This window comes from Amycolatopsis sp. NPDC058340 (assembly GCF_042723975.1).
In the GTDB taxonomy this organism is placed as follows: domain Bacteria; phylum Actinomycetota; class Actinomycetes; order Mycobacteriales; family Pseudonocardiaceae; genus Amycolatopsis.
The window spans coordinates 21,609-42,129 of record NZ_JBHXIB010000011.1; the positions used below are offsets into that span (position 1 = coordinate 21,609).

Annotated in this window: 22 protein-coding genes; 12 read left to right on the forward strand and 10 right to left on the reverse strand. The window is 67.6% G+C overall.

Annotated elements, in window-relative coordinates; all coding sequences use genetic code 11:
* Positions 1–2 precede the first annotated feature (2 nt).
* Positions 3–569: a GNAT family N-acetyltransferase gene (locus ACFWIW_RS15645; protein ID WP_378369071.1), complete on the forward strand. Its 567-nt coding sequence runs from the start codon at positions 3–5 to the stop codon at positions 567–569.
* The gene (locus ACFWIW_RS15650) at positions 566–1,192 is read left to right on the forward strand and encodes a LysE family translocator (RefSeq protein WP_378369072.1); all 627 of its coding nucleotides are present in this window, start codon (positions 566–568) and stop codon (positions 1,190–1,192) included. Before ACFWIW_RS15645 ends, ACFWIW_RS15650 begins: the two co-directional genes overlap by 4 nt.
* On the opposite strand, the gene ACFWIW_RS15655 is transcribed toward ACFWIW_RS15650, so the two are convergent.
* Entirely contained in the window at positions 1,189–2,247 is a 1,059-nt protein-coding gene (locus ACFWIW_RS15655) for a cobalamin-independent methionine synthase II family protein (protein WP_378369073.1), read from the reverse strand. The genes ACFWIW_RS15650 and ACFWIW_RS15655 overlap by 4 nt on opposite strands.
* A gap of 254 nt (positions 2,248–2,501) precedes the next feature.
* Between ACFWIW_RS15655 and ACFWIW_RS15660 the strand changes: the two genes are divergently transcribed.
* The 6 genes from ACFWIW_RS15660 (at position 2,502) to ACFWIW_RS15685 (ending at position 6,756) form a co-directional block, all read left to right on the forward strand.
* Complete coding sequence (locus ACFWIW_RS15660; protein WP_378369074.1) at positions 2,502–2,768, forward strand: DUF3040 domain-containing protein; 267 nt, start codon at positions 2,502–2,504, stop codon at positions 2,766–2,768.
* Positions 2,769–2,829: 61 nt separating this feature from the next.
* The gene (locus tag ACFWIW_RS15665) at positions 2,830–3,255 is read left to right on the forward strand and encodes a YciI family protein (protein ID WP_378369075.1); all 426 of its coding nucleotides are present in this window, start codon (positions 2,830–2,832) and stop codon (positions 3,253–3,255) included.
* Positions 3,256–3,264: 9 nt separating this feature from the next.
* The gene (locus ACFWIW_RS15670) at positions 3,265–4,305 is read left to right on the forward strand and encodes a DNA polymerase IV (RefSeq protein WP_378369076.1); all 1,041 of its coding nucleotides are present in this window, start codon (positions 3,265–3,267) and stop codon (positions 4,303–4,305) included.
* Between the two features lie 250 nt (positions 4,306–4,555).
* The gene (gene ahcY, locus ACFWIW_RS15675) at positions 4,556–6,031 is read left to right on the forward strand and encodes an adenosylhomocysteinase (RefSeq protein WP_378369077.1); all 1,476 of its coding nucleotides are present in this window, start codon (positions 4,556–4,558) and stop codon (positions 6,029–6,031) included.
* Between the two features lie 200 nt (positions 6,032–6,231).
* Entirely contained in the window at positions 6,232–6,387 is a 156-nt protein-coding gene (locus ACFWIW_RS15680) for a DUF6131 family protein (RefSeq protein WP_007034891.1), read from the forward strand.
* Positions 6,388–6,534: 147 nt separating this feature from the next.
* Complete coding sequence (locus tag ACFWIW_RS15685) at positions 6,535–6,756, forward strand: DUF2795 domain-containing protein (protein WP_378369078.1); 222 nt, start codon at positions 6,535–6,537, stop codon at positions 6,754–6,756.
* Between the two features lie 157 nt (positions 6,757–6,913).
* On the opposite strand, the gene ACFWIW_RS15690 is transcribed toward ACFWIW_RS15685, so the two are convergent.
* The 7 genes from ACFWIW_RS15690 to ACFWIW_RS15720 all read right to left on the reverse strand — a co-directional run bounded on the left by ACFWIW_RS15690 (position 6,914) and on the right by ACFWIW_RS15720 (position 12,311).
* Positions 6,914–7,126 (reverse strand): hypothetical protein, encoded by a 213-nt coding sequence (locus tag ACFWIW_RS15690; protein WP_378369079.1) that lies wholly within the window; start codon positions 7,124–7,126, stop codon positions 6,914–6,916.
* 133 nt (positions 7,127–7,259) lie between these two features.
* On the reverse strand, positions 7,260–8,114 hold the full coding sequence (locus tag ACFWIW_RS15695; protein WP_378369080.1) for a Ku protein: 855 nt from the start codon (positions 8,112–8,114) through the stop codon (positions 7,260–7,262).
* 118 nt (positions 8,115–8,232) lie between these two features.
* Positions 8,233–9,459, reverse strand: coding sequence for a styrene monooxygenase/indole monooxygenase family protein (locus ACFWIW_RS15700; RefSeq protein WP_378369081.1), 1,227 nt, complete (start codon positions 9,457–9,459; stop codon positions 8,233–8,235).
* A gap of 24 nt (positions 9,460–9,483) precedes the next feature.
* Positions 9,484–10,125 carry an ATP/GTP-binding protein gene (locus ACFWIW_RS15705; protein ID WP_378369215.1) on the reverse strand — a complete coding sequence of 214 codons (642 nt, stop codon included), beginning with the start codon at positions 10,123–10,125 and terminating at the stop codon, positions 9,484–9,486.
* Positions 10,126–10,250: 125 nt separating this feature from the next.
* Complete coding sequence (locus ACFWIW_RS15710; protein WP_378369082.1) at positions 10,251–10,634, reverse strand: DUF742 domain-containing protein; 384 nt, start codon at positions 10,632–10,634, stop codon at positions 10,251–10,253.
* Between the two features lie 19 nt (positions 10,635–10,653).
* On the reverse strand, positions 10,654–11,088 hold the full coding sequence (locus ACFWIW_RS15715) for a roadblock/LC7 domain-containing protein (RefSeq protein ID WP_378369083.1): 435 nt from the start codon (positions 11,086–11,088) through the stop codon (positions 10,654–10,656).
* Positions 11,085–12,311: a sensor histidine kinase gene (locus tag ACFWIW_RS15720; RefSeq protein WP_378369084.1), complete on the reverse strand. Its 1,227-nt coding sequence runs from the start codon at positions 12,309–12,311 to the stop codon at positions 11,085–11,087. The genes ACFWIW_RS15715 and ACFWIW_RS15720 overlap by 4 nt, the downstream gene beginning before the upstream one ends.
* Before the next feature lie 272 nt (positions 12,312–12,583).
* Between ACFWIW_RS15720 and ACFWIW_RS15725 the strand changes: the two genes are divergently transcribed.
* The 4 genes from ACFWIW_RS15725 to ACFWIW_RS15740 all read left to right on the forward strand — a co-directional run bounded on the left by ACFWIW_RS15725 (position 12,584) and on the right by ACFWIW_RS15740 (position 18,561).
* On the forward strand, positions 12,584–13,219 hold the full coding sequence (locus tag ACFWIW_RS15725; RefSeq protein WP_378369085.1) for a TetR/AcrR family transcriptional regulator: 636 nt from the start codon (positions 12,584–12,586) through the stop codon (positions 13,217–13,219).
* Positions 13,220–13,249: 30 nt separating this feature from the next.
* A complete protein-coding gene (locus ACFWIW_RS15730; RefSeq protein WP_378369086.1) occupies positions 13,250–14,983 on the forward strand; it encodes an ABC transporter ATP-binding protein in 1,734 nt (577 codons plus the stop codon).
* Positions 14,983–16,995, forward strand: coding sequence for an ABC transporter ATP-binding protein (locus tag ACFWIW_RS15735; protein ID WP_378369087.1), 2,013 nt, complete (start codon positions 14,983–14,985; stop codon positions 16,993–16,995). Before ACFWIW_RS15730 ends, ACFWIW_RS15735 begins: the two co-directional genes overlap by 1 nt.
* Positions 16,996–17,109: 114 nt before the next feature.
* Positions 17,110–18,561: a DNA polymerase ligase N-terminal domain-containing protein gene (locus tag ACFWIW_RS15740; protein ID WP_378369216.1), complete on the forward strand. Its 1,452-nt coding sequence runs from the start codon at positions 17,110–17,112 to the stop codon at positions 18,559–18,561.
* Here ACFWIW_RS15740 and ACFWIW_RS15745 read toward each other — a convergent pair.
* A complete protein-coding gene (locus ACFWIW_RS15745) occupies positions 18,558–18,911 on the reverse strand; it encodes an STAS domain-containing protein (RefSeq protein WP_378369088.1) in 354 nt (117 codons plus the stop codon). The two genes, ACFWIW_RS15740 and ACFWIW_RS15745, sit on opposite strands and share 4 nt — an antisense overlap.
* Before the next feature lie 75 nt (positions 18,912–18,986).
* Complete coding sequence (locus tag ACFWIW_RS15750) at positions 18,987–20,498, reverse strand: CHAD domain-containing protein (RefSeq protein ID WP_378369089.1); 1,512 nt, start codon at positions 20,496–20,498, stop codon at positions 18,987–18,989.
* Positions 20,499–20,521: the final 23 nt, after the last annotated feature.

Sequence of the window (20,521 nt, forward strand, 5' to 3'; positions counted from 1 at the left end):
GCATGACCACCTACATCCCGCCGCAACGGACAGCCACCCTCGCGGACGCTCCCGCCATCGCGGCGCTGATGCGGGCCTCGGTGCTGGAGTTGTTCCCCAGGTTCTACGACGAGCGGCAGACCCTGAGCGCGGCCGAACACATCGCGAGCCTCGACCTGCGGTTGATCGAAGACGGCACCTACTTCGTCCACGAGGCCGACGGCGAGATCGTCGCCTGCGGGGGCTGGAGCAGGCGCAACAGAACGCACGCGGGCGCGGGCGAGGCGGCGGACGACGACCGTCCCCTCGATCCGGCCATCGAGCCGGCCCGGGTGCGCGCCATGTTCGTCCGCGGCGACTGGACCCGGCGCGGGCTCGGGCGCGCGATCCTCGAGTCCTGCCGTCTCGCGGCGAAGGCGGAGGGCTTCGGCTCACTCACCCTGACGGCGACCCTGCCCGGTGTCCCGCTGTACCTCTCGTTCGGCTTCACCGAAGTCGAGCGGGTGACGGTGACGACGCCCGACGGTGTGGACATACCCGGCGCCGTGATGGCCAGGGACATCGACGAGCCGGATAGCATCGGAAGATGATTTCCGGGGCCACCGCACTCTCGTTCGTCTTGATCTGTCTGCTCGGCGCGATGGCACCGGGCCCCGATTTCCTGGTGGTGACCCGAAGCGCGATCCTCGGCGGGCGCAAGGCCGGGATCGCCGCCGGACTCGGCATCGCGCTCGGGGTCTTCGTCTGGGTGGTCGCGATCGCGCTCGGGGTCGCGGCGATCCTCACCGCGTCGGCGATCGCGTTCACCGTGGTGAAGCTGGTCGGCGCCGCGTACCTGATCTTCCTCGGCGTCAAGGCGTGGCTGGCGGTACGCCGCGGCGACTACAGCGAACTCAAGGACAAGGTCGCACCGGTCGTCGCCCCCAAAGAGGCGTTCCGGCAGGGACTGCTCACCAACCTGCTCAACCCGAAGGTCGCGATGTTCTTCCTCGCGCTCATCCCCCAGTTCCTCCCGCATTCGGCCTCGACCGCGCAGACCTTGCAGCTCGCCGTGCTGGCCACCACGGTGGCCGTCGTCTGGACGTTCGTCCTCGCGACGCTGGTCGGTTCGCTGCGGAGGTTCTTCAGCTCCGGGCGGGTGCGCCGCATGATGGACGCGGTGATGGGCACCTTCCTGGTCGGACTCGGGATCCGGGTCGCGGTCCAGAACTAGAGTACGTCGGCGGCGAGGCGCGTACCTTCGACGCGGGCGGCGATCTTGGCGAACGCGATGTCCCGCGACGTCGAGGTGTCGTCGGCGAACGGGGAGAACCCGCAGTCGTCACAGGTGCCCAGCCGGTCCGGCGGGAGGTACCGCGCCGCCTGGAGAACCCTGTCCCGCACCTCCTCGGCGGTTTCGACCCGCGGGTCGATCGGGTCGGTCACACCGATGAAGACCCGTTGTTCAGGCCTCGCGTGCTCGGCGATCACGCGCAGCGCCCGTTCGGGATCCGCCTCACTGGCGAGCTGGACGTAGACGTTGCCGACCTTCAGCCGGAACAGCGTCGGCAGCAGTCCGGCGTAATCGACATCGAGGCTGTGCACGGAATCCTGGTCCCCGCCAGGACACGTGTGCACGCCGATCTTCTTCCGCTCCTCGTCGGAGAAACGGTCCAGTACCGCGTTGTTCAAGTCCACAAAGGACTGGAGCAGGCCGCCCGACGGATCGAGCTTCAGCGACAACCTGCCCTCGGTGAAGTCGAGCTGAACGCTGTCCGCGCCCGCGTCGAGACTGCGGCGGATATCGGCCTCAGCTTCGTTCACCAGGTCGGCGATGAACTGTTCTTTGTCATATCCCGCCAATTCCTCACCGGGATAGACGAGACTGATCGCCGAAGCCGCGATCACCGCCTGCTTCACCGGTTTGGTCGCATACTTCTTCGCCTCACGCAGATACGAGTCGGCGTAGGCCTGATAACGGAACGGTCCGGCGGTGAGCCTCGGAAGCCGCCGGGTGTGCCCGTCGGCGAATGGGATCACCACACCGTCCGGCGCCAGCGAAGTGAGGCCTGCCAAGGGATACGTGGCGAAGCTCGGCTTGCCCTGCTCCCCGTCGGTGATGACCGGGGAACCGGTCTCCTCCAGGCGCTTGATGGTGTCCACGAGAGCTTTTTCGTGCAACTCGCCGAGCCCGTCGGCATCGAGCCGCCCTGCCGCGTGCTCACCGAGCGCCTCGATGAGATAGCCGGGCCGGGGAATACTGCCGATCGGTTCGGTGGGCATGGTCATCGCTCGCGTCCTCCCGGATGGCGCAACCGCGGCCACCCTGGCCACAGGCGCAGAAGGTACCGAGATCTCCCCTCCGTGACGATCTTTTCCCGTGCCGAAACCCCTAATGGCGCAACCATTCGATCGAAATCGATCTTCTGCCGCCGCGCGGTATAGGCCGTTATACGGAAGAGCGTGAAATCAGATGCTTATCCAGCCCCGCTCCTGGGTATTCCGTGGTTGTCGACGGCCGGGGCGCGCCGAAGGAGAAACCGATGCTGAGCCATCATGATCGGCAAGAGCTGGAGAAGATCGAGCGCTGGTTCGAGCTCACCGAGCCGGCGCTGGCCGCCCGGCTCCGCGCCGGCAAGCCCGCCCGGCCGCCGCTGCTCCGGCTGGCCGTCCTCCTGAGCCTCGACCTGACCGCGGCACTGCTGATGCTGCTGGGCTTGATACTGAACAGCCCGGCCCTGTTGCTGACCGGGATGATCACCGTGACCACGGCGGTGATCGTGCATCTTTCCCGGTTCGGGCGCGACTGATCGTCTTCCCCGCCACCGGTAGAGTCCGGGCGAAACGTCCGGTTCACGGGGAGGAAGACGCATGCGGTTCATGATCATCATCAAGGCGGACGAGGATTCCGAGGCCGGGAAGATGCCGCCGATGGAGGCATTGACCGCGATGGCGAAGTTCAACCAGGACATGCTCGACGCCGGAGTGCTGGTGGGTGGCGAAGGCCTGCAGGAGAGCTCCAAGGGCGCGCGCGTCACGCTCAACGCGGCCGGGGCCACCGTCACCGACGGCCCGTTCACCGAGGCCAAGGAACTCGTCGGCGGTTTCTGGATCGTCGATGTCCCGTCGCGCGCCGAGGCGATCGAGTGGGCGAAGCGCTGTCCCACTCCCCCGACCGGCGACACCGTGCTCGAGGTCCGCAAGATCCTCGAAGCCGAAGACTTCGGCGAGAACTTCACCCCGGAACTGCAGGAGAACGAGCAGCGGATGCGCGACGAGATCGCGGAACGGTCCTAAGCTCGGCTCATGACCGACCGGGAGTGGGTACTCCACGTCGACCTCGACCAGTTCATCGCAGCGGTCGAGGTCTCCCGGCGGCCTGAGCTGCGCGGCAAACCCGTGGTCGTCGGCGGCACGGGCGATCCGACCGAACGGGCCGTGGTGGCGACGGCGTCGTACGAGGCGCGGGAATTCGGCATCCGGTCCGGGATGCCCCTGCGAACCGCCGCGAAACGCTGTCCTGACGCGATCTTCCTCGCCACGGACGCACCCGCGTACCAAGAAGTCTCCGATCGGGTGATGGCGACGCTGCGCGAATTCCCCGTGGTCGTCGAAGTACTCGGCTGGGACGAAGCGTTCCTCGGTGTCACCACCGCCGATCCCGAAGCGCTCGCCGCCGACATCCGGCGGCAAGTGGCCGAAGAGACCGGGCTCTCCTGCTCGGTCGGCATCGGGGACAACAAGCTGCGCGCCAAACTCGCCACCGGGTTCGCCAAACCGGCGGGGATCTTCCGTCTCGTCCAGGACAACTGGTGGGAGGTCATGGCCGGGAAACCGACGGACGCGCTCTGGGGCATCGGCACCAAGACCACGAAGAAGCTCGCCGAGGCCGGCTATCAGACCGTGCTGGAACTGGCGGGCGCCGATCCGGCGGACCTCGCGGCCCGGTTCGGCCCGAAGCTCGGCCCTTGGTACCGGATCCTCGCCGGCGGACTCGGCGACGCCGAGGTCACCGCGACGCCCTACGTCGCGCGTTCTCGTAGCCGCGAGACGACCTTCCAGCAGAACCTCACCGATCCCGAGGTCATGGCCACCGAGGTCGTCGCGCTCGCGAAACGGGTCTCACAGGACGTCGCCGAGGAGGGCAGGCCCGCCGCACGGGTCGCGGTCAAGGTCCGGTTCGCCCCGTTCCAGACCCATACGCACAGCGTGACCCTGCCCGCACCGACGTCCGACCCCGTCGAAATCGAGAAGGCGGCGCTGGCGGTGCTCGGCATGTTCGACCTCGGCAGACCGGTCCGGCTGCTGGGTGTCCGCGCCGAATTCGGCACGCCCGCGTCGCCTTGACAGCGCTCGCGGCGCTTTGCCATTCTGGTTCCGGGTCGAGAGGCGCTGCGACGGAATTCTTCCGCCACGCTCGGCCCGCCGCGACAGACGTAAGGGCGCCTCCCACTGTGGAGGTGCCTTTCTTGCGTCAGAACCCTTTTCCGGCCTTCGTCGTCGAGGCCGCGCGCTGAACCCCCGCACTGACACCGTCCTTCCCGCCACCGGCGAGAAGGACCGATCCGCCCTGCCTTCCTTGATGAATGGAGAACCAGTGAGCCCCACCCTGTCCAAGGTCAACGGGATCGAATTCGCCGTCGCCGACCTTTCCCTCGCCGAGGCCGGCCGCAAGCAGCTGCGCCTCGCCGAGGTCGAGATGCCCGGCCTGATGGCGCTGCGCCGCGAATACGCCGGCTCGCAGCCGCTGAAGGGCGCCCGGGTCGCGGGTTCGCTGCACATGACCGTCCAGACCGCCGTGCTGATCGAGACGCTCGTCGCGCTCGGCGCCGAGGTGCGCTGGGTGTCCTGCAACATCTTCTCCACGCAGGACGAGGCCGCCGCAGCCGTCGTCGTCGGGCCGAACGGCACCGTCGAGAACCCGTCGGGCTCCTCGGTGTTCGCGTGGAAGGGCGAGACGCTCGCCGAATACTGGTGGTGCACCGACCAGCTCTTCGACTTCGGCGACGGCCGGGTCCCGAACATGATCCTGGACGACGGCGGCGACGCGACCCTGCTGATCCACAAGGGCGTCGAGTTCGAGGCGGCGGGTGCCGTCCCGCAGGCGACCGAGGAAGACGGCGAGGAGTACGGCCTCGTGCTGGAGACCCTCCGCGAGAGCCTCGGCCGCGACACCGGCCGGTTCACCCGTATCGCCAAGGAGGTCCGCGGCGTCACCGAGGAGACCACCAACGGCGTCAAGCGGCTCTACAAACTCGCCAAGGAAGGCGAGCTGCTCTTCCCGGCGATGAACGTGAACGACTCGGTGACGAAGTCGAAGTTCGACAACAAGTACGGCATCCGCCACTCGCTCATCGACGGTCTCAACCGCGGCACCGACGTGATGATCGCGGGCAAGGTCGCGGTCGTCTGCGGCTACGGCGACGTCGGCAAGGGCGCGGTGGAATCGCTGCGCGGCCAGGGCGCCCGCGTGGTCGTCACCGAGATCGACCCGATCTGCGCGCTGCAGGCGGCGATGGAGGGCCTCGACGTCGTGGAACTCGACGACGTCGTCGAGCGCGGCGACATCTTCATCACCACCACCGGCAACTTCGACATCATCATGGCCGACCAGATGGCCAAGATGAAGCACAACGCGATCGTCGCGAACGTCGGCCACTTCGACAACGAGATCGACATGGCGGGCCTCGCGAAGATCCCGGGCATCCAGAAGATCGAGGTCAAGCCGCAGGTACACGAGTGGGTCTTCCCGGCGACGGCGGACCGCGAGGCGCACTCGATCATCGTGCTCTCCGAGGGCAGGCTGATGAACCTCGGGAACGCGACCGGCCACCCGAGCTTCGTGATGTCGAACTCCTTCACCAACCAGACGATCGCCCAGATCGAGCTGTTCACGAAGCCCGGCGAGTACACCACCGACGTCCACGTGCTGCCGAAGCACCTCGACGAGAAGGTGGCCCGCCTGCACCTGGACGCGCTGGGTGTCCGGCTGACCAAGCTGACCAAGCGCCAGGCCGAGTACATCGGCGTGGACGTCGAGGGTCCGTACAAGCTGGACCACTACCGGTACTGAGGTCTTCACGCCTCGTGAGTGGCAAGGACGGTTCTAACCGTCCTTGCCACTCACGAGGCCGAGCGGGCGGCGGCTAGGCCGAATGCGTGAAAACTTCGGCCGGATGGACCTGTTTCTCGCGAAATCGAGGCGGGAATCCCTTGCGTAGCCACACCCCGGCAGCACTCGGGCCGGGCGACTACGAAGGAGAAGGTGTTCCCGTGATCATTCTCGGCGTCATCCTGATTGTCGTCGGTGTCATCGCCAGCATCCCGGTCCTGTACTCGATCGGGATCGCGCTCGCGGTCATCGGCATCATCCTGGCCGTTCTCGGGAACACCGGGAAGGCCATCGGCGGTCGCGCCCACTGGTACTGAGCACCGGACCGAACCGGTACCGAGCCCCCGGTACCGGCACCGAAACAGCCCGGGCACCCGGCGTTCCCCTCACGCCGGGTGCCCGGGCTGTTTCCGTCCTCCGTCCGCCGGGTATCCGCCCCGGACAAGGAGAAGGAGGGAGAGCCGATGGCAGGAACAGACCCGCGCCCGTACTTGACGGAGGCGCGCTATCCGTGCGGACGCGACGAACTCCTGCGGGCCGCCGCCGCGGCCGGAGCGGGCGACGAGGTCCTCGGCCCACTGGGTGCCCTTCCCGCGCGTGACTACCAGGACGGAGACGGGGTCTGGGACGCGGTGTGCGCCTGCGACGGCGCTTCGATCCACGACACCGCGAAGGAAGCACCATGACATGAAGGGGTCCCCCGGCTCCGAGGGGGAGGGAGAGCCGGAGGACCCCGTCATAGTTAACACATTCCCGGCCGCGATGTACACGAACGCCTACACCTTCGAGTGGCAATCGGTCGCGATCACCCGAATCGGGCCGGATTGGTGTATTGGCCGCCGGTCAAGAAGCTCGCAGCAGCAACTGGGCCGAAACCTCCGCGCACGAGCAGTCGCCGTCGACGTCGAAGCAGTCGATCGTCAGCGTGTGCCGGGCGAAGTCGAAGTCGACGCAGCCGTCTTCGCTGCATTCGGTGAAGCCGCCGTCGAGGTGGACCACCAGGGTGCCGTGGCAGTGGTCGAGTCCGACGGCGCAGAACGCGCACTCCATGCTCATACCGCCTCCCGCGATCAGGAAAGTTCTCCTCGATTGCCTTACTACCACCGAGGGGCGACAGATCCTGGCATACGCGCGGCGTGTCGCGGCACCCGGCGGGGTGACACCGGGCACAACAGTCCACAAAGGAGGGTCAAGCGCTCTTCGGGGTCCGCTTGCCGGACGCGGGTTTCTTCGCCGCGGTGGCCTTCTTGGCCGCAGCGGGCTTCCTGCTCTTCTTCGCCTCACTCACGCTGGCCTGCAAGGCTTCCATGAGGTCGACGACGTCTGCCTTCGCGCCGACGGCCTTCGGTTTCGTCGTCTGGTTGCCCGCGGCCTTGGCCTCGATCATCGCTTCCAGGGCCTCACGGTACGAATCGCTGTACTTCTCCTGCTCGAACACCGGCTCCGACAGCGAGTCGATCAGCGAGCCTGCCATCGTCAGCTCCTGTGGCCGCACCTGCGGCGGATCCTCGTGCAGGAAACCGAAATCCGGGACGCGGACCTCGTCGGGCCACAGCATCGTCGTCATCGTCAGGACGTCGCTGTGCACCCGAAGGATCGCGAGCGTCTCCCGCTGCCGGATGGCGACCTTCGCGACCGCCACGTGGCTCGCCTTCTGCAGGGCGTCACGCAGGACCACATACGGTTTGACGGCGTTCTTCTGCGGTTCGAGGTAGTAGGTCTTGTCGAACTGGATCGGGTCGATGGACTCCAGCGGCACGAATTCGAGCACGTCGATCGCCCGCGACGACGCCAGCGGCAGTTCGGACATGTCCTCGTCGGTGAGCACGACCATCTCGCCGTCGGGCAGCTCGTACCCCTTGGCGATCTCGGCGTAGGGCACTTCCTCGCCGTCGATCGTGCAGAACCGCTTGTACTGGATGCGGCCGCCGTCGGCCTCGTGCACCTGGCGCAGCGAGACGTTCTTGTTCTCGGTGGCCGCGTAGAGCTGGATCGGGATGCTCACCAGCCCGAAGGACACCGAGCCCTTCCACATCGAACGCATCGAGCCGCACCTCCGCTGCCGTCACCGACCGTACTCACGCACGGTGACCACGGTAGCCCGAAACGGCGCACCGCGACAGTCCCGCGAACCCGATCGCGGGACTGTCGCGGTCCAGGAATCAGACCTCGGCCAGGTACTTCTCGGCTTTCGCGGGGTCCAGGAACCAGTGCTGGAAATCGGTCGGATCGGAGAACCCGTTCGCGAACCGCTGCGCCACGGCCGGCTTCTCCCCCGCCGCGCCGATGATCTGGAGCACGTGCGGGGGCGGCGGCTGCAGCATCGCGTTGGTCCAGGTCGTCACGTGCTGGGCGTACTCCCAGTACTTCTCGAACGACGCGGTCATCCACTCCTCGTCGAACGGCTTGTCCCCGCGTTCGAGGATCGAGTCCAGATAGGACGCCGCGCAGTGGCTCGCGTTGTTGGAGCCCTGGCCGGTGATCGGGTCGTTGGCCACCACGACGTCGGCCATCCCGAGCACCGCGGTCCCCGAGCCCAGCTTGCCGACCGCGTTCCGCACGACCGGGGTGTACCCGCCCGCCAGCGTCGCCTTGTCGTCGGTCAGCACGGCGTTCCGCGAACGCTCGTACTCCCACGGAAGGAACTGCTTCATCAGCGACAAGATCCGGTCGAGATGCTGCTGGGGCGACGGCCGGTCGTCCCAGCAGTCGAGCGGGCCGCCGGGGATGCCCTCGAAGAACAGGATGTCGCAGTTCCCGCTCAGCGTGTACGCGGGGATCATGAACAGCTCACCCACGCCGGGGATGATGTTGAACCGCACCGCCGCCTTGTCCGGGTGCTCGGGCCGTCGCTCCAGACCGTGCACGTACGCCAGCGAAAGCGCGCGCTGGGGTTCGGTGTACGGCGAGCGCTCCGGGATCCGGTCGAACAGCTGGACCAGCTCGCCCTTGCCCGCCGCGATGACCACCAGGTCGTACAGCTTCGCCAGCGGCGCCAGATCCGAGGTGGTGACGCCGTGGATGACGACCTTGCCGCCGCGGTCCTCCACCAGCTCCAGCCAGGCCGCCATCTTCACCCGCTGGTCCACCGACTGCGCGTAGTGCTCCAGCGGCCCGAACCAGTCCAGCACGCGGCTGGAGTCCGGTCCCGCGATGGAAACGCCGAGCCCTTCGACCTTGACGGTCTCTTCCTCCCACAGGTTCAGCTTGTGGTCCCGCTCGTGCTGCAGAGCGGAATGGAACATGCACTGGGTCGACATCACCTTGCCGGACCGGATCTCGTCCGGCGTCCGCGCCGACATCACCGTGACGTCGTAGTCGTGGGCCAGCAGGCTCAAGGCCAGCTGCAACCCCGACTGCCCGGCACCGACGATCAGAACCTTGCGCATCCTCTGCGTTCCTCCCAGAACCGTTCAGCTGAGTGACACGAACTCGCGGCCGGGCCCGGAGACCACCGCGAGGGACAGCGTGTGCGACACCAGTTCCTGCAGCGTCGCGACCGCCGACTTCGGGTCGCGGGCGTCGCAGGTGACCAGCGGGATGTCCGGGGAGAGCGCCAGCGCGTCGCGCACCTCTTCGAGGTCGTGCACCGGCATGCCCTCGAACTGGTTGACCGCGACGATGAACGGCAGCTCCGAGTCGTTCTCGAAGTAGTTGATCGCGGCGAACGACTGGTCGATCCGGCTGGTGTCGACCAGCACGACGGCGCCGAGCGCGCCACGCGAGAGGTCGTCCCAGAGGAACCAGAACCGGGCCTGGCCGGGCGTGCCGAACAGGTACAGGAGCAGGTCTTCACGCAGGGTGATCCGGCCGAAGTCCATCGCGACCGTGGTGGTGGACTTGGTCCCGGGCGGCACCAGCTCGTCGACCCCGGCCCCGGCCTCGGTCATCCAGGCTTCGTTGCTCAGGGGCGGGACCTCGGAGACGGAGCCGACGAACGTCGTCTTGCCAACGCCGAATCCACCGGCGACCACGATCTTGGCGGAGATCGCCAGCAGATCGGTGTTCGATTCGGAACCCGCGACCGCATTCGTGTCGCCAGGGCGCTCTTTCACGACGTCACTCACGCCCTTCCTGAATGGCGCCCTGACACCCCGAAAACGGGACCTGCCGGCCGGGGCGGGTTCGAACTGGGTACCGATGCGGCCGAAGACCCGAAGGCTCGGCCGCTCCGCCTGTGTCAGACAGGGAGGCGCTTGAGTCCATCGAGGATCCTCTCGAGCACGTTCGTATCGTGGTTGTAGGCGTGGGCCGTCGGGTGCACGAAGACGGCGCCTTGGGTGGCGAGGTCGCCGACGAGCACCCGGACCACGCCCAGTGGCAGATCCAGTCCCACCGAAAGCTCGGCGATCGACGAGCGTTCGCGGGCGCGCTCGTACAGCGAATGCGATTCGGGCATCAGCGCCTCGGCCAGCGCCGGGTCGTAACGCGGGACCGAGATCAGGGTCTCCACCAGCAGCAGCTGGCTGCTCTTGGTCCGGCCGCCGGTCAGCGCGTACGGCCGGATTCTGCGGCTGCGCATCTTGACGGGCCGGTCCGGAGATTGGTCGCTGGACACGGTCATCCCTTCCTTCTCCGGATTCTCAGGCCTGCGGCCGTCGGGCGGTCAGGACCTGCCGGAGCCCCGCTCGCACCTCGGGGGTGAGCGCGTGACCGGCGTTGGTGATGAACTGGGTCATCTCGTAGGCGACGACCTTCATGTCGCAGTCCGGTTCGGTGAGCACCGCGAGCCCCGCCTCGGCACCGATCCCCATGAACAGGAAGTACCCGCGGGTGAGGCGGATGATGATCTGCTCGCAGTTGCCCTTGCCGAACAGCGCGGCGCTGTTGCCCGCGAGGCTGAGCAGGCCGCTCGCGATGGCGGCGAGCTGCTCGGCGTCGTCGCTGGACACCGATTCCGAGGCGGTCAAAGGGAAACCGTCGACGGACATGATCAGCGCGTGGCTGGCGCCGTGCACCTTGCGCACGAAGTCGTCGAGCAGCCACGCGAAATCCGTCGTCGCGTCCTGGGCGGTCACTGGGTGTTTCCTCCGGTCTCACGCTCGTGCCGGTCGTCGAGAGCGGCACGCTCACCGTCGGTGAAGGCATCGAGGTCGGCCAGCAGCGCCTCGTGCCCGTCCGCCGCGTCGGCGGGCGGGGTGGTCGGCGGGGCCGGTTCGTCGGGCAAAGTCCTGATACTGCGCGAAACCCGGCGCGGGAGACCGCTGGCCGTGGTCCCTCCGTCGGCGGGCGGCTGGAAGGCCGTGCGCGGACGCGGGCTGGGCTTCCGTTCGGGTTCCGGTTGCGCCGAAGGGGCCGGGCGGCGCCTCGGCAGCCCGGACGGTGTCGCGACCGGATTGCCGACGGGCGCGCCGTTGGTGACCCTGGTCTGCGGCAGCACGACCGTCTGCGAGCCGGACCACTGCTTCTCGGCCAGTTCCGAGACCACCGGGACCGGCAGCAGCACGGTGGCGACCGTGCCGTGCGGGGTGCGGCGGTCGAGTTTCACGGTGATCTCGTGCCGGTCGGCGAGCCTGCCGACGACCGCGAGTCCCATATGCCGCACGGAATCGTCGTCGAGCACCGGACCGGCCGCGAGACGCTCGTTCAGCGCCGCGAGGCGTTCGGGTGGCATGCCGATGCCCTCGTCCTCGATCCGGATCAGCACGCTGCCCTGTTCGGTGAGATGCGCGCTGACGCTGACCGGAGAGCTCGGCGAAGACTGGTTCGCGGCGTTGTCGAACAGTTCCGCGAGGATCCGGCTGACGTCCTCGGCGGCGAATCCGACCACGCCGAGCGAAACGACGCGGCCGATCGTGATCCGCGAGTAGTGGTCGATCGACGACATCGCGGCCCGCATCACGTCGAGCACGGACGAGATACCGGCCGTCGTGTCGTCGGCGTCGCGACCGGCGAGGACGCGCAGGTTCTCGGCGTTGCGCCGCAACCGGGTCGCCAGGTGGTCGAGCCGGTAGAGCTCGGCGAGGCGATCGGAGTTCTCCTCCCCCGCCTCCATCGTCTCCAGCTGCGCGAGCAGCTGGTCGAGCAGGTTGAGGTCGCGCAGCGCGACATTGGAGCAGACCCCGGCGAGCGCGCCGGCGTCCGGCGCGTCCACGGCAGGCCGCTGCTCCGTTTCCGGTTCGACCGGTGGAGCCGACGGAGCGTGCCGGGGCGGTGCGGCGAGGAACTGCGCCGCGGCGACCCTGGAACGGTCCAGAAGAACCCGTGAGCGGTCAAGCAAGCCTCGAGCCCGCGTCACCATGTGCTTCCACTTCTTTCTCTTCGCATACCCGGACCCGTGTCGCACTCCCCAGCACAACGACGGCCATGCAAGCAGAAGTCACTATCCGTGTCCACAGTCGGTTTCCGTTCAACCGCTGGCAGTGACGTGGTCACGAACGCGTTACGGCTGGTGAGCGCGGCGCGCTAGGCCATTCGGCTGCATCTTGCGTGTTGCACGCCACGGGTGATGTCCGAAAAGTGCGGACTGCGCAGAAATTTGCGCGCCACGCAACTTTTCCCTAGTCTGCTGGTATGACCGCACCCTTGGGACTGCGTGAACGCAAGAAGCGCGCGGCCCGGCGCGCCATGAGCGAGGCAGCGCTCAGGCTCGCCATGGAGAAGGGCGTCGAGCAGGTCCGCGTCGAGGACATCGCCAGCGCCGTTGGCGTCTCCCCGCGCACCTTCAACAACTACTTCTCCAGCAAGGAGGAGGCGATCTGCTCGTTCATCGTCGAGCGGCAGGAGATCTTGCGGGAGGCCCTGCGCGAGAGGCCTTCGGAAGAGACGTTGTGGGAGGCGGTCGGCACCGCGACGCTGGAAGCGTACGGCAGCTTGGGAGAACCGAACCGCCACTCGGTGGAGCTGGCGCGGTCCCTGCTCCTGCACCCGTCGGTGCAGGGCGAGTTCCTCAAGGCGCACGCCAAGGTCGAACAGGTGCTGGCGGACGCCATCCTGGAACGCGCGGGCGCGGGCGCGGAAAACGCGTTGAACGCGCGGCTCATGGCGGCGATCGTGGAGTCCGCGGTGAAGACCGCGTTCTTCAGCTGGTTGACGAACGAGGGCCCCGGGCCGTTCCTGGAGACGCTCGAGGTCCTCCTGCACGAGGCGGCCGCGGGCATCCCGTCCCTCACCGGACCCGAAGCGGTGAAGAAACCGAAGAAGCAGTAACACCCTACCCACCACTGGGGAGAAACCGTTGTGCTGACGAAGTTGTTGCGCATCCACCTGCGCCCGTACCGGCGAGACCTGTGGCTGATCGTGCTGCTGCAGTTCGTCCAGACCCTCGCCGGGCTCTACCTCCCCACCCTGAACGCCGACATCATCGACTCCGGCGTCGTCAAGGGCGACATCGACTACATCCTCGGTGTCGGCGGCGTCATGCTGCTGGTGTCGCTGGTGCAGATCGCGTGCTCGATCGGTGCCGTCTACTACGGTGCCCGCACCGCGATGGCGGTCGGCCGTGACGTCCGCGGCGCGATCTTCCACCGCGTCCAGGACTTCTCCGCCCGCGAGGTCGGCCAGTTCGGCACGCCGTCCCTGATCACCCGCACGACCAACGACGTCCAGCAGGTGCAGATGCTGACGTTGATGGCGTTCACCCTGATGGTGTCCGCGCCCATCATGTGCTTCGGCGGCATCATCATGGCGCTGAACCAGGACGTCACCCTGTCGTGGCTGCTGGTGCTCGCGGTGCCGATCCTCGGTCTCTCGGTCGGGGTCATCATCGCGAAGATGCGGCCGGCCTTCCGGCTGATGCAGGAGCGCATCGACAAGATCAACCAGATCCTGCGCGAGCAGATCATGGGTATCCGCGTGATCCGCGCGTTCGTCAAGGACACCCACGAGCGGCGGCGGTTCACGAAGGCCAACACCGAACTGCTGGACGTCTCGCTGATCGTCGGCAGGCTGATGGCCCTGATGTTCCCCATCGTGATGCTCGTGATGAACGCCTCCAGCGTCGCCGTGCTCTGGTTCGGCGGGCTGCGGATCGACGACGGCAGCATGCAGATCGGCGCGCTCACCGCGTTCCTGTCGTACCTGATGCAGATCCTGATGGCGGTCATGATGGCCACCTTCATGTTCATGATGGTGCCCCGCGCCGAGGTCAGCGCCGAGCGCATCACCGAGGTGCTGGACACGCACACCAGCGTCGTCCTCCCGGAGAACCCGGTGACGCCCGGCGAGGTGCACGGGCGGCTCGAACTGTCCGATGTGGAATTCCGCTACCCCGGCGCGGAAAAGCCGGTATTGCAGGACATCTCGCTGCTGGCCCTGCCCGGTGAGACCACCGCGATCATCGGCAGCACGGGCAGCGGGAAGACCACGCTGCTCAACCTGATCCCCCGGCTGATGGACGCCACCGAGGGATCGGTGCGCGTCGACGGCGTCGACGTCCGTGAACTGGACGCGACCGTGCTGTCCGACGCCGTCGGGCTGGTGCCGCAGAAGCCGTACCTGTTCGCCGGGACGGTCGCGAGCAACCTTCGCTACGGCAAGGCCGACGCCACCGACGAGGAACTCTGGCACGCGCTGGAAGTGGCGCAGGGCAAGGACTTCGTCGAACGGATGCCCGAGGGGCTCGACTCCCCCATCGCACAGGGCGGGACCAACGTCTCCGGCGGGCAACGGCAGCGGCTCGCGATCGCCCGGATGCTGGTGCGGCGCCCCGAGATCTACCTCTTCGACGACTCCTTCTCCGCACTCGACTACGCGACCGACGCCGCACTACGGCGCGCGCTCGTGGCCGAGACCGCCGAGGCGACCGTGGTCATCGTCGCGCAGCGGGTCAGCACGATCCGCAACGCGGACCGCATCGTCGTCCTCGACGAAGGCCGCGTCGTCGGCAGCGGCACCCATACCGAACTCATGGACGGCAACGAAACCTACCGGGAGATCGTGCTGTCCCAGCTGACCGAGCAGGAGGCCGCCTGATGAGCGCGCCCGAATCCACGACGAAGGCCAAACCCTTGGGCGAGCGCGCGAGCGCGGCACGGGGGCCAGGCCCCGGCGGGGGCGGCGGTTTCGGCCGTGGCCCCGCCGGCTTGATGGGCGGACAGCCCGCCGAGAAGGCCTTGGACTTCAAGGGATCCTTCAAACGGCTGCTGCGGCTGCTCCAACCGCAGCGCGCCACGCTGTACGGCATCCTGCTGTTCGGCGTCGTCAGCGTCGCGCTGAGCGTCATCGGGCCGAAGATCCTCGGCATGGCGACGGACCTCATCTTCGCGGGCGTCGTCGCGAAGGACATGCCCGCGGGGATGAGCAAGGAGCAGGTCATCGCCGGCCTGCGGGCGGAGGGCGACAACACCCTCGCCGACCTCTTCTCGGGGATCGATTTCGTACCCGGCCAGCGCATCGACCTCGACGCCGTCGGCCAGGTCCTGCTGTGGGTGCTGCTGCTCTACATCGTGGCGGCGTTCTTCTCCCTGCTGCAGGCGAGGCTGACCACGAACCTGGTCCAGCGGGCGGTGTTCGACCTCCGGGAACGGATCGAGGAGAAGTTCGCCAAGCTCCCGCTGAGCTACTTCGACCGCCAGCCGCGCGGTGAGGTGCTGAGCCGGGCGACCAACGACATCGACAACCTCGCGCTGTCGCTGCAACAAACGCTCGCGCAGATCGTGTCGTCGTTGCTGATGGTCGTCGGCGTGCTCGTGATGATGTTCGTCATCTCGCCCGTGCTGGCGCTGGTCGCGCTGCTTTCGGTGCCGGCGTCGGTGCTCGTCGCGGCCAAGATCGGCAAGAAGGCGCAGCCGCAGTTCATCAAGCAGTGGTCCACCACCGGACGCCTCAACGCGCATATCGAGGAGATGTACACCGGGCACTCGCTGGTCAAGGTGTTCGGCCGCCGCGAGGAGGCCGAGGAGGTCTTCCGCGAGCACAACGACACGCTCTACGGCGCGAGTTTCAAGGCGCAGTTCATTTCGGGCACCATCCAGCCCGCGATGATGTTCATCGGCAACCTGAGCTACGTGCTGGTGGCCGTGATCGGCGCGCTGCGGGTGGCGTCCGGGACGCTGTCACTCGGCGATGTCCAGGCGTTCATCCAGTATTCACGGCAGTTCAGCCAGCCGGTCACCCAGATCGCCAGCATGGCGAACCTGCTGCAGTCCGGGATCGCGTCCGCGGAGCGGGTGTTCGCGCTGCTCGACGCGGACGAGCAGGAGCCGGAGCCCGCCGCACCCGCCCGGGTCGCGCAGGTACGGGGTCGGGTCGAGTTCGAGCACGTGTCGTTCCGGTACGCCGAGGACACGCCGCTCATCGAAGACCTGTCGCTCACCGTCGAACCGGGGCACACCGTCGCCATCGTCGGCCCGACCGGCGCGGGGAAGACCACGCTGGTCAACCTGCTCATGCGGTTCTACGAACTCGACGGCGGCAGGATCACCCTCGACGGCGTCGACGTCGCCGGGATGGACCGCGAAGACCTGCGTTCCAAGACCGGCATGGTGCTGCAGGACGCGTGGCTGTTCGGCGGCACGATCGCGGAGAACATCGCCTACGGCACCGAGGGCGCCACGCACGACGAGATCGTCGCGGCGGCCAAGGCGACCCACGTCGACCGGTTCGTCCGCACCCTTCCGGACGGCTACGACACGGTGATCGACGACGAGGGCGGCACGGTCAGCACCGGCGAGAAGCAGCTGATCACCGTCGCACGGGCGTTCCTGGCGAAGCCCGCGATCCTCATCCTGGACGAGGCCACCAGCTCTGTCGACACGCGGACCGAGGTGCTGATCCAGCGGGCGATGAACTCGCTGCGCGAGGGACGGACGAGTTTCGTCATCGCGCACCGGCTCTCCACCATCCGCGACGCGGACGTCATCCTGGTGATGGAGAACGGGTCGATCGTCGAACAGGGCGATCACGAAACACTGCTGCTCACCGGTGGTGCGTACTCCCGGCTCTACGCCGCCCAGTTCGCGGAGGCGCTGGCCGAGACCGACTGAACCACATCGGCGCCGAAGGTCCCTTTTCCTCCTTTTACCGTGGGAAAAGGGACCTTCGGCGCACGGAAGGACCGTGAACGGCGCTAGGCTTGCGTGACCCGATCCGAAAGAGGGGTGCGCTGGCCGACCATGGCGGAGAAACTCGGCGAATACCGCCGTAAGCGCAGACCGGGCCGAACTCCCGAACCCCTTCCGGACCACGACGGGAACACCGGGGCCGACGATCTCTTCGTCATCCAGGAACATCACGCGAGCAGCCTGCACTGGGACATCCGCCTCGAACGGGACGGCGTCCTGGTCTCCTGGGCGGTGCCGAAGGGCCTGCCGATGTCGCCGGACCAGGAACGTCTGGCCGTGCACACCGAAGACCACCCGATGGAATACCTCACCTTCGAAGGCGAGATCCCCGCGGGCGAATACGGCGGCGGCACCATGACCGTCTGGGACACCGGCCGGTACGAAACCCTGCACTTCAACGACCACAAGGTCGAAGTCGTCTTCCACGGCAGGCGGGCACGCGGGAAGTACCTGTTCCTCAACGTGAAGAAGGACGGTCGCGACAACGGCTGGCTGCTCAAACGGCTCGACCCCGCCGACCCCGGCCGGAAGGAACTCCCCTCCTTCCTCGCCCCGATGCTGACCAAACCGGGCCGTCTCCCGTCGACCGGCGAAGACCCGGAATGGGCCTACGAATTCGACTGGTCCGGGCGCCGCACCCTCATCCGGGTGTCCGGGGGCCGGATCACCGCCTACGACGATTCGGGCGACGACGTCACCGGGCTGTATCCCGAATTCCGCGGCCTCGGCGAACAACTCGGTGCCACGGAAGCCTTTCTCGACGGGGAAATCGTCGTCTTCGACGGCGGGAAACCGAGTCCGGAAGGGCTCGGGCACCGCGCGCGGGCGACGAAGAACTCCGCGAAACGGCTCACCTCACGATATCCGGCGTTCTACCTGGTCAACGATCTCCTGCATCTGGACGGCCGTTCCTGTGTCGGGACGCCCTATGTCGAACGGCGGGAACTCCTCGACGAACTCGGGCTCGCCGGGCCGCATTGGCAGGTCCCGCGGTACTACCTCGGGGACGGCGGCGCGGTCGCCAGGGCGGCCCGCGAGCACGGGCTCGCCGGTGTCGTCGCCAAACGGGCCGACTCCGCGTACCACCCGGGAAAGCGCACCGGCGAATGGCTTTCCATCACCGGAACCCTGGTGCAGCAGGTGGTACTGGGTGGCTGGCGGCCGGGCGGCGGCAGCCGGGCCGGCACGTTCAGTTCGCTGTTGCTCGGCGTCCCGCACGAGGATGGCTTGCGGTACATCGGAAACGTCGGTGTCGGCTTCGCGAGTGACGAACTGGAGAAGCTCTCCAAGCAGCTGTTCCGCTTGGAGCGCAAGACATCCCCGTTCCACTCCGTCCCGGAGAAACAGGCGCGGGACGCGCGCTGGTCGAAGCCGACCATCGTCGGAGAAGTCGTCTTCGGCGGCTGGACCGACGCGGGCTGCCTCCGCAATCCACGGTGGCGTGGCCTGCTGCCGGACGTCGCCGCCGAAGACGTCGAACTCGACTAGATTCGCACGTCTTCCACGTCCCACCGGACGTCGAGGTCGGCCCCGACCCCGCTGACGTCGAGAATCCGTGACACCAGAGCGGTCTTCACGATCACCGAGAATCGGGGCGACCTCGCGTTGGCCTCTTCGAGTGCCTGCAACCCGGCGCAGCTGAGGAATCCGACGCCGGAGAGGTCGAGGATCACGTGCTTTCCGTTGACGCAGGCGCCACTGAGCTCGGTGCGGAAGCGCCCGACCGTCGCCGCGTCGATCTCCCCCACCGCGGTGAGGATGAGGACGCCGTCTTTGCGGCGGCAGGTGGTCACGGCCAGGGCCGGCTGTTCGCCGGGTACGCGCTGACCAGGCAACATTGGGGGCGCCTCTCTCCAGACCACCAAGTCCCCTCGACGTTACTCGGCGTCGGCGACAGGTCAACCCGGGCTACCTCATTTGAGCCATTTCGGGCGAGAACCTTTACCCACCTTTTGCCATTCCCCGGCGAAGCGCCGGTGCGCGGCGTCGGCCTCGGCGACCGAACGACCGTGCAGAAGCCCATACGTGAAAGCGTTTTCGTTCTCGGCGTAGGCTCGGAGGCCGAGGAGTCGCAGGACCTCCCGGCTGACCACGATGTCGTGATGCTCGCCGAGGGTGCTCTGCACCGCCTTGACGTTCTTTCGCCATTTTCGAAGCTTCTTGCCGGTCACCGGCCGGACCGCGTCCGCGGCGTAGCGGGCCCGCTTGGCCTTCTTGCGGGCCTCGTGCAGTGCGGCGTCCTGCTCCGCACCGGGCTTCAGCTCACTCGCCACGGCCACGGCCTTGCGCAGCTTCCGGTCCGACCGCGCGACGGCCTTGCGCAGTTCCTTCTTGCCATCCTTGATCTTCCGCGGTTTACCGACGAGCTTTTCCAGCGCTTGCAACAGTTTCGTGTAGCGCTTGCTGTCGAGCGCCCGGATCGCACGTGCCTTGGCCTCCTCGGCCTCGCGTGCGAAGTGCCGCGTCATCAGCTGCTCGACGTTGCCCAGCACCAGTTCGGCCGGGAGCGCCTCGACCTCGTCGTGGAGGCGCGCGGCCATCACCTCGCTGTCCCTCGCCGGCCCGAGTTCGCCGCCGAGCCAGCGGAGTTCCTCGGCGAGCCCGTTCGCGACGTCGGGGTCGAGCGAGCGGCGGAAGGTTTTCAGGCCGCTCCTCAGCCGCCTGCTCGCGACGCGCATCTGGTGTACCGCGTCGTCGACGTCCCGGCGGACCCCGATGTCGTTGCGTCGCAACGCGTCCAGTTGCGCGGCGAGGTAATCCGCAAGTACCGAACCCGAAGCTCCGGTGGCCGAGGGCACGAGCTCGTCGGTCAGCCGCCGGAGCTTCGACGGCCACCTCGACCGCTCGGCGCCCCCTTCCACCACCGCCCGCTCCAGGCTTTGGAGCACTTCGGGATCGGCGCCGGGCGAGAGTTCGATTTCGATCTCCCGCCAGCGGTCCAGATGCGCCTTGTCCCCACCCGCCTCTCCGGTGACGACGTCGTCGGTCAGCGTCGCGAGCTCGCGGCCCTCGGCGTCGAGCAGGGCGTACGACGTTCGCTCCGTGCGCAGATGCGCGGCCTGGACCAGCTTGGCGCCGAGCGTGTGCGCCCGGACCAGCTTCGCCAGCTCGCCGGGCACCTTGTCCGGCTTCCCCGCCAGCGAGAGACGGAGTTCCTCTCGCCTGTCCTCCCCGACCGGGAGTTTGAGGTGCCAGCCCTCGTCGCTTCCGCCCAGCCTCCGCCGCAGCGTGATACCCGCCTGCGCGAGCCGGAAGTCGGCGGTGTCGAAGTACGTGGCGTCGAGGACGTCGACCCTCGGATCGGCCTGGTTCGTCACCGGACCGGCCGGGACCAGCGGCGGGATGGGCTTATCGGCCGCCAAGTCGTACTTCCGCTCGATCTCCGCCTCGGCGACCGGGGCACCACCCTGCGTCTTCGTCACCACGAACTCCTTCTCCTCGGCTACCT

What these genes read in the sequence shown, in the direction of transcription:
- ACFWIW_RS15645 (WP_378369071.1), top strand. Translation starts at nt 3, where the DNA reads ATGACCACCTACATCCCGCCGCAACGGACAGCCACCCTCGCGGACGCT.
- ACFWIW_RS15650 (WP_378369072.1), top strand. Translation starts at nt 566, where the DNA reads ATGATTTCCGGGGCCACCGCACTCTCGTTCGTCTTGATCTGTCTGCTC.
- ACFWIW_RS15655 (WP_378369073.1), bottom strand. Translation starts at nt 2,247, where the DNA reads ATGACCATGCCCACCGAACCGATCGGCAGTATTCCCCGGCCCGGCTAT.
- ACFWIW_RS15660 (WP_378369074.1), top strand. Translation starts at nt 2,502, where the DNA reads ATGCTGAGCCATCATGATCGGCAAGAGCTGGAGAAGATCGAGCGCTGG.
- ACFWIW_RS15665 (WP_378369075.1), top strand. Translation starts at nt 2,830, where the DNA reads ATGCGGTTCATGATCATCATCAAGGCGGACGAGGATTCCGAGGCCGGG.
- ACFWIW_RS15670 (WP_378369076.1), top strand. Translation starts at nt 3,265, where the DNA reads ATGACCGACCGGGAGTGGGTACTCCACGTCGACCTCGACCAGTTCATC.
- ACFWIW_RS15685 (WP_378369078.1), top strand. Translation starts at nt 6,535, where the DNA reads ATGGCAGGAACAGACCCGCGCCCGTACTTGACGGAGGCGCGCTATCCG.
- ACFWIW_RS15690 (WP_378369079.1), bottom strand. Translation starts at nt 7,126, where the DNA reads ATGAGCATGGAGTGCGCGTTCTGCGCCGTCGGACTCGACCACTGCCAC.
- ACFWIW_RS15695 (WP_378369080.1), bottom strand. Translation starts at nt 8,114, where the DNA reads ATGCGTTCGATGTGGAAGGGCTCGGTGTCCTTCGGGCTGGTGAGCATC.
- ACFWIW_RS15700 (WP_378369081.1), bottom strand. Translation starts at nt 9,459, where the DNA reads ATGCGCAAGGTTCTGATCGTCGGTGCCGGGCAGTCGGGGTTGCAGCTG.
- ACFWIW_RS15710 (WP_378369082.1), bottom strand. Translation starts at nt 10,634, where the DNA reads ATGACCGTGTCCAGCGACCAATCTCCGGACCGGCCCGTCAAGATGCGC.
- ACFWIW_RS15720 (WP_378369084.1), bottom strand. Translation starts at nt 12,311, where the DNA reads ATGGTGACGCGGGCTCGAGGCTTGCTTGACCGCTCACGGGTTCTTCTG.
- ACFWIW_RS15725 (WP_378369085.1), top strand. Translation starts at nt 12,584, where the DNA reads ATGACCGCACCCTTGGGACTGCGTGAACGCAAGAAGCGCGCGGCCCGG.
- ACFWIW_RS15735 (WP_378369087.1), top strand. Translation starts at nt 14,983, where the DNA reads ATGAGCGCGCCCGAATCCACGACGAAGGCCAAACCCTTGGGCGAGCGC.
- ACFWIW_RS15745 (WP_378369088.1), bottom strand. Translation starts at nt 18,911, where the DNA reads ATGTTGCCTGGTCAGCGCGTACCCGGCGAACAGCCGGCCCTGGCCGTG.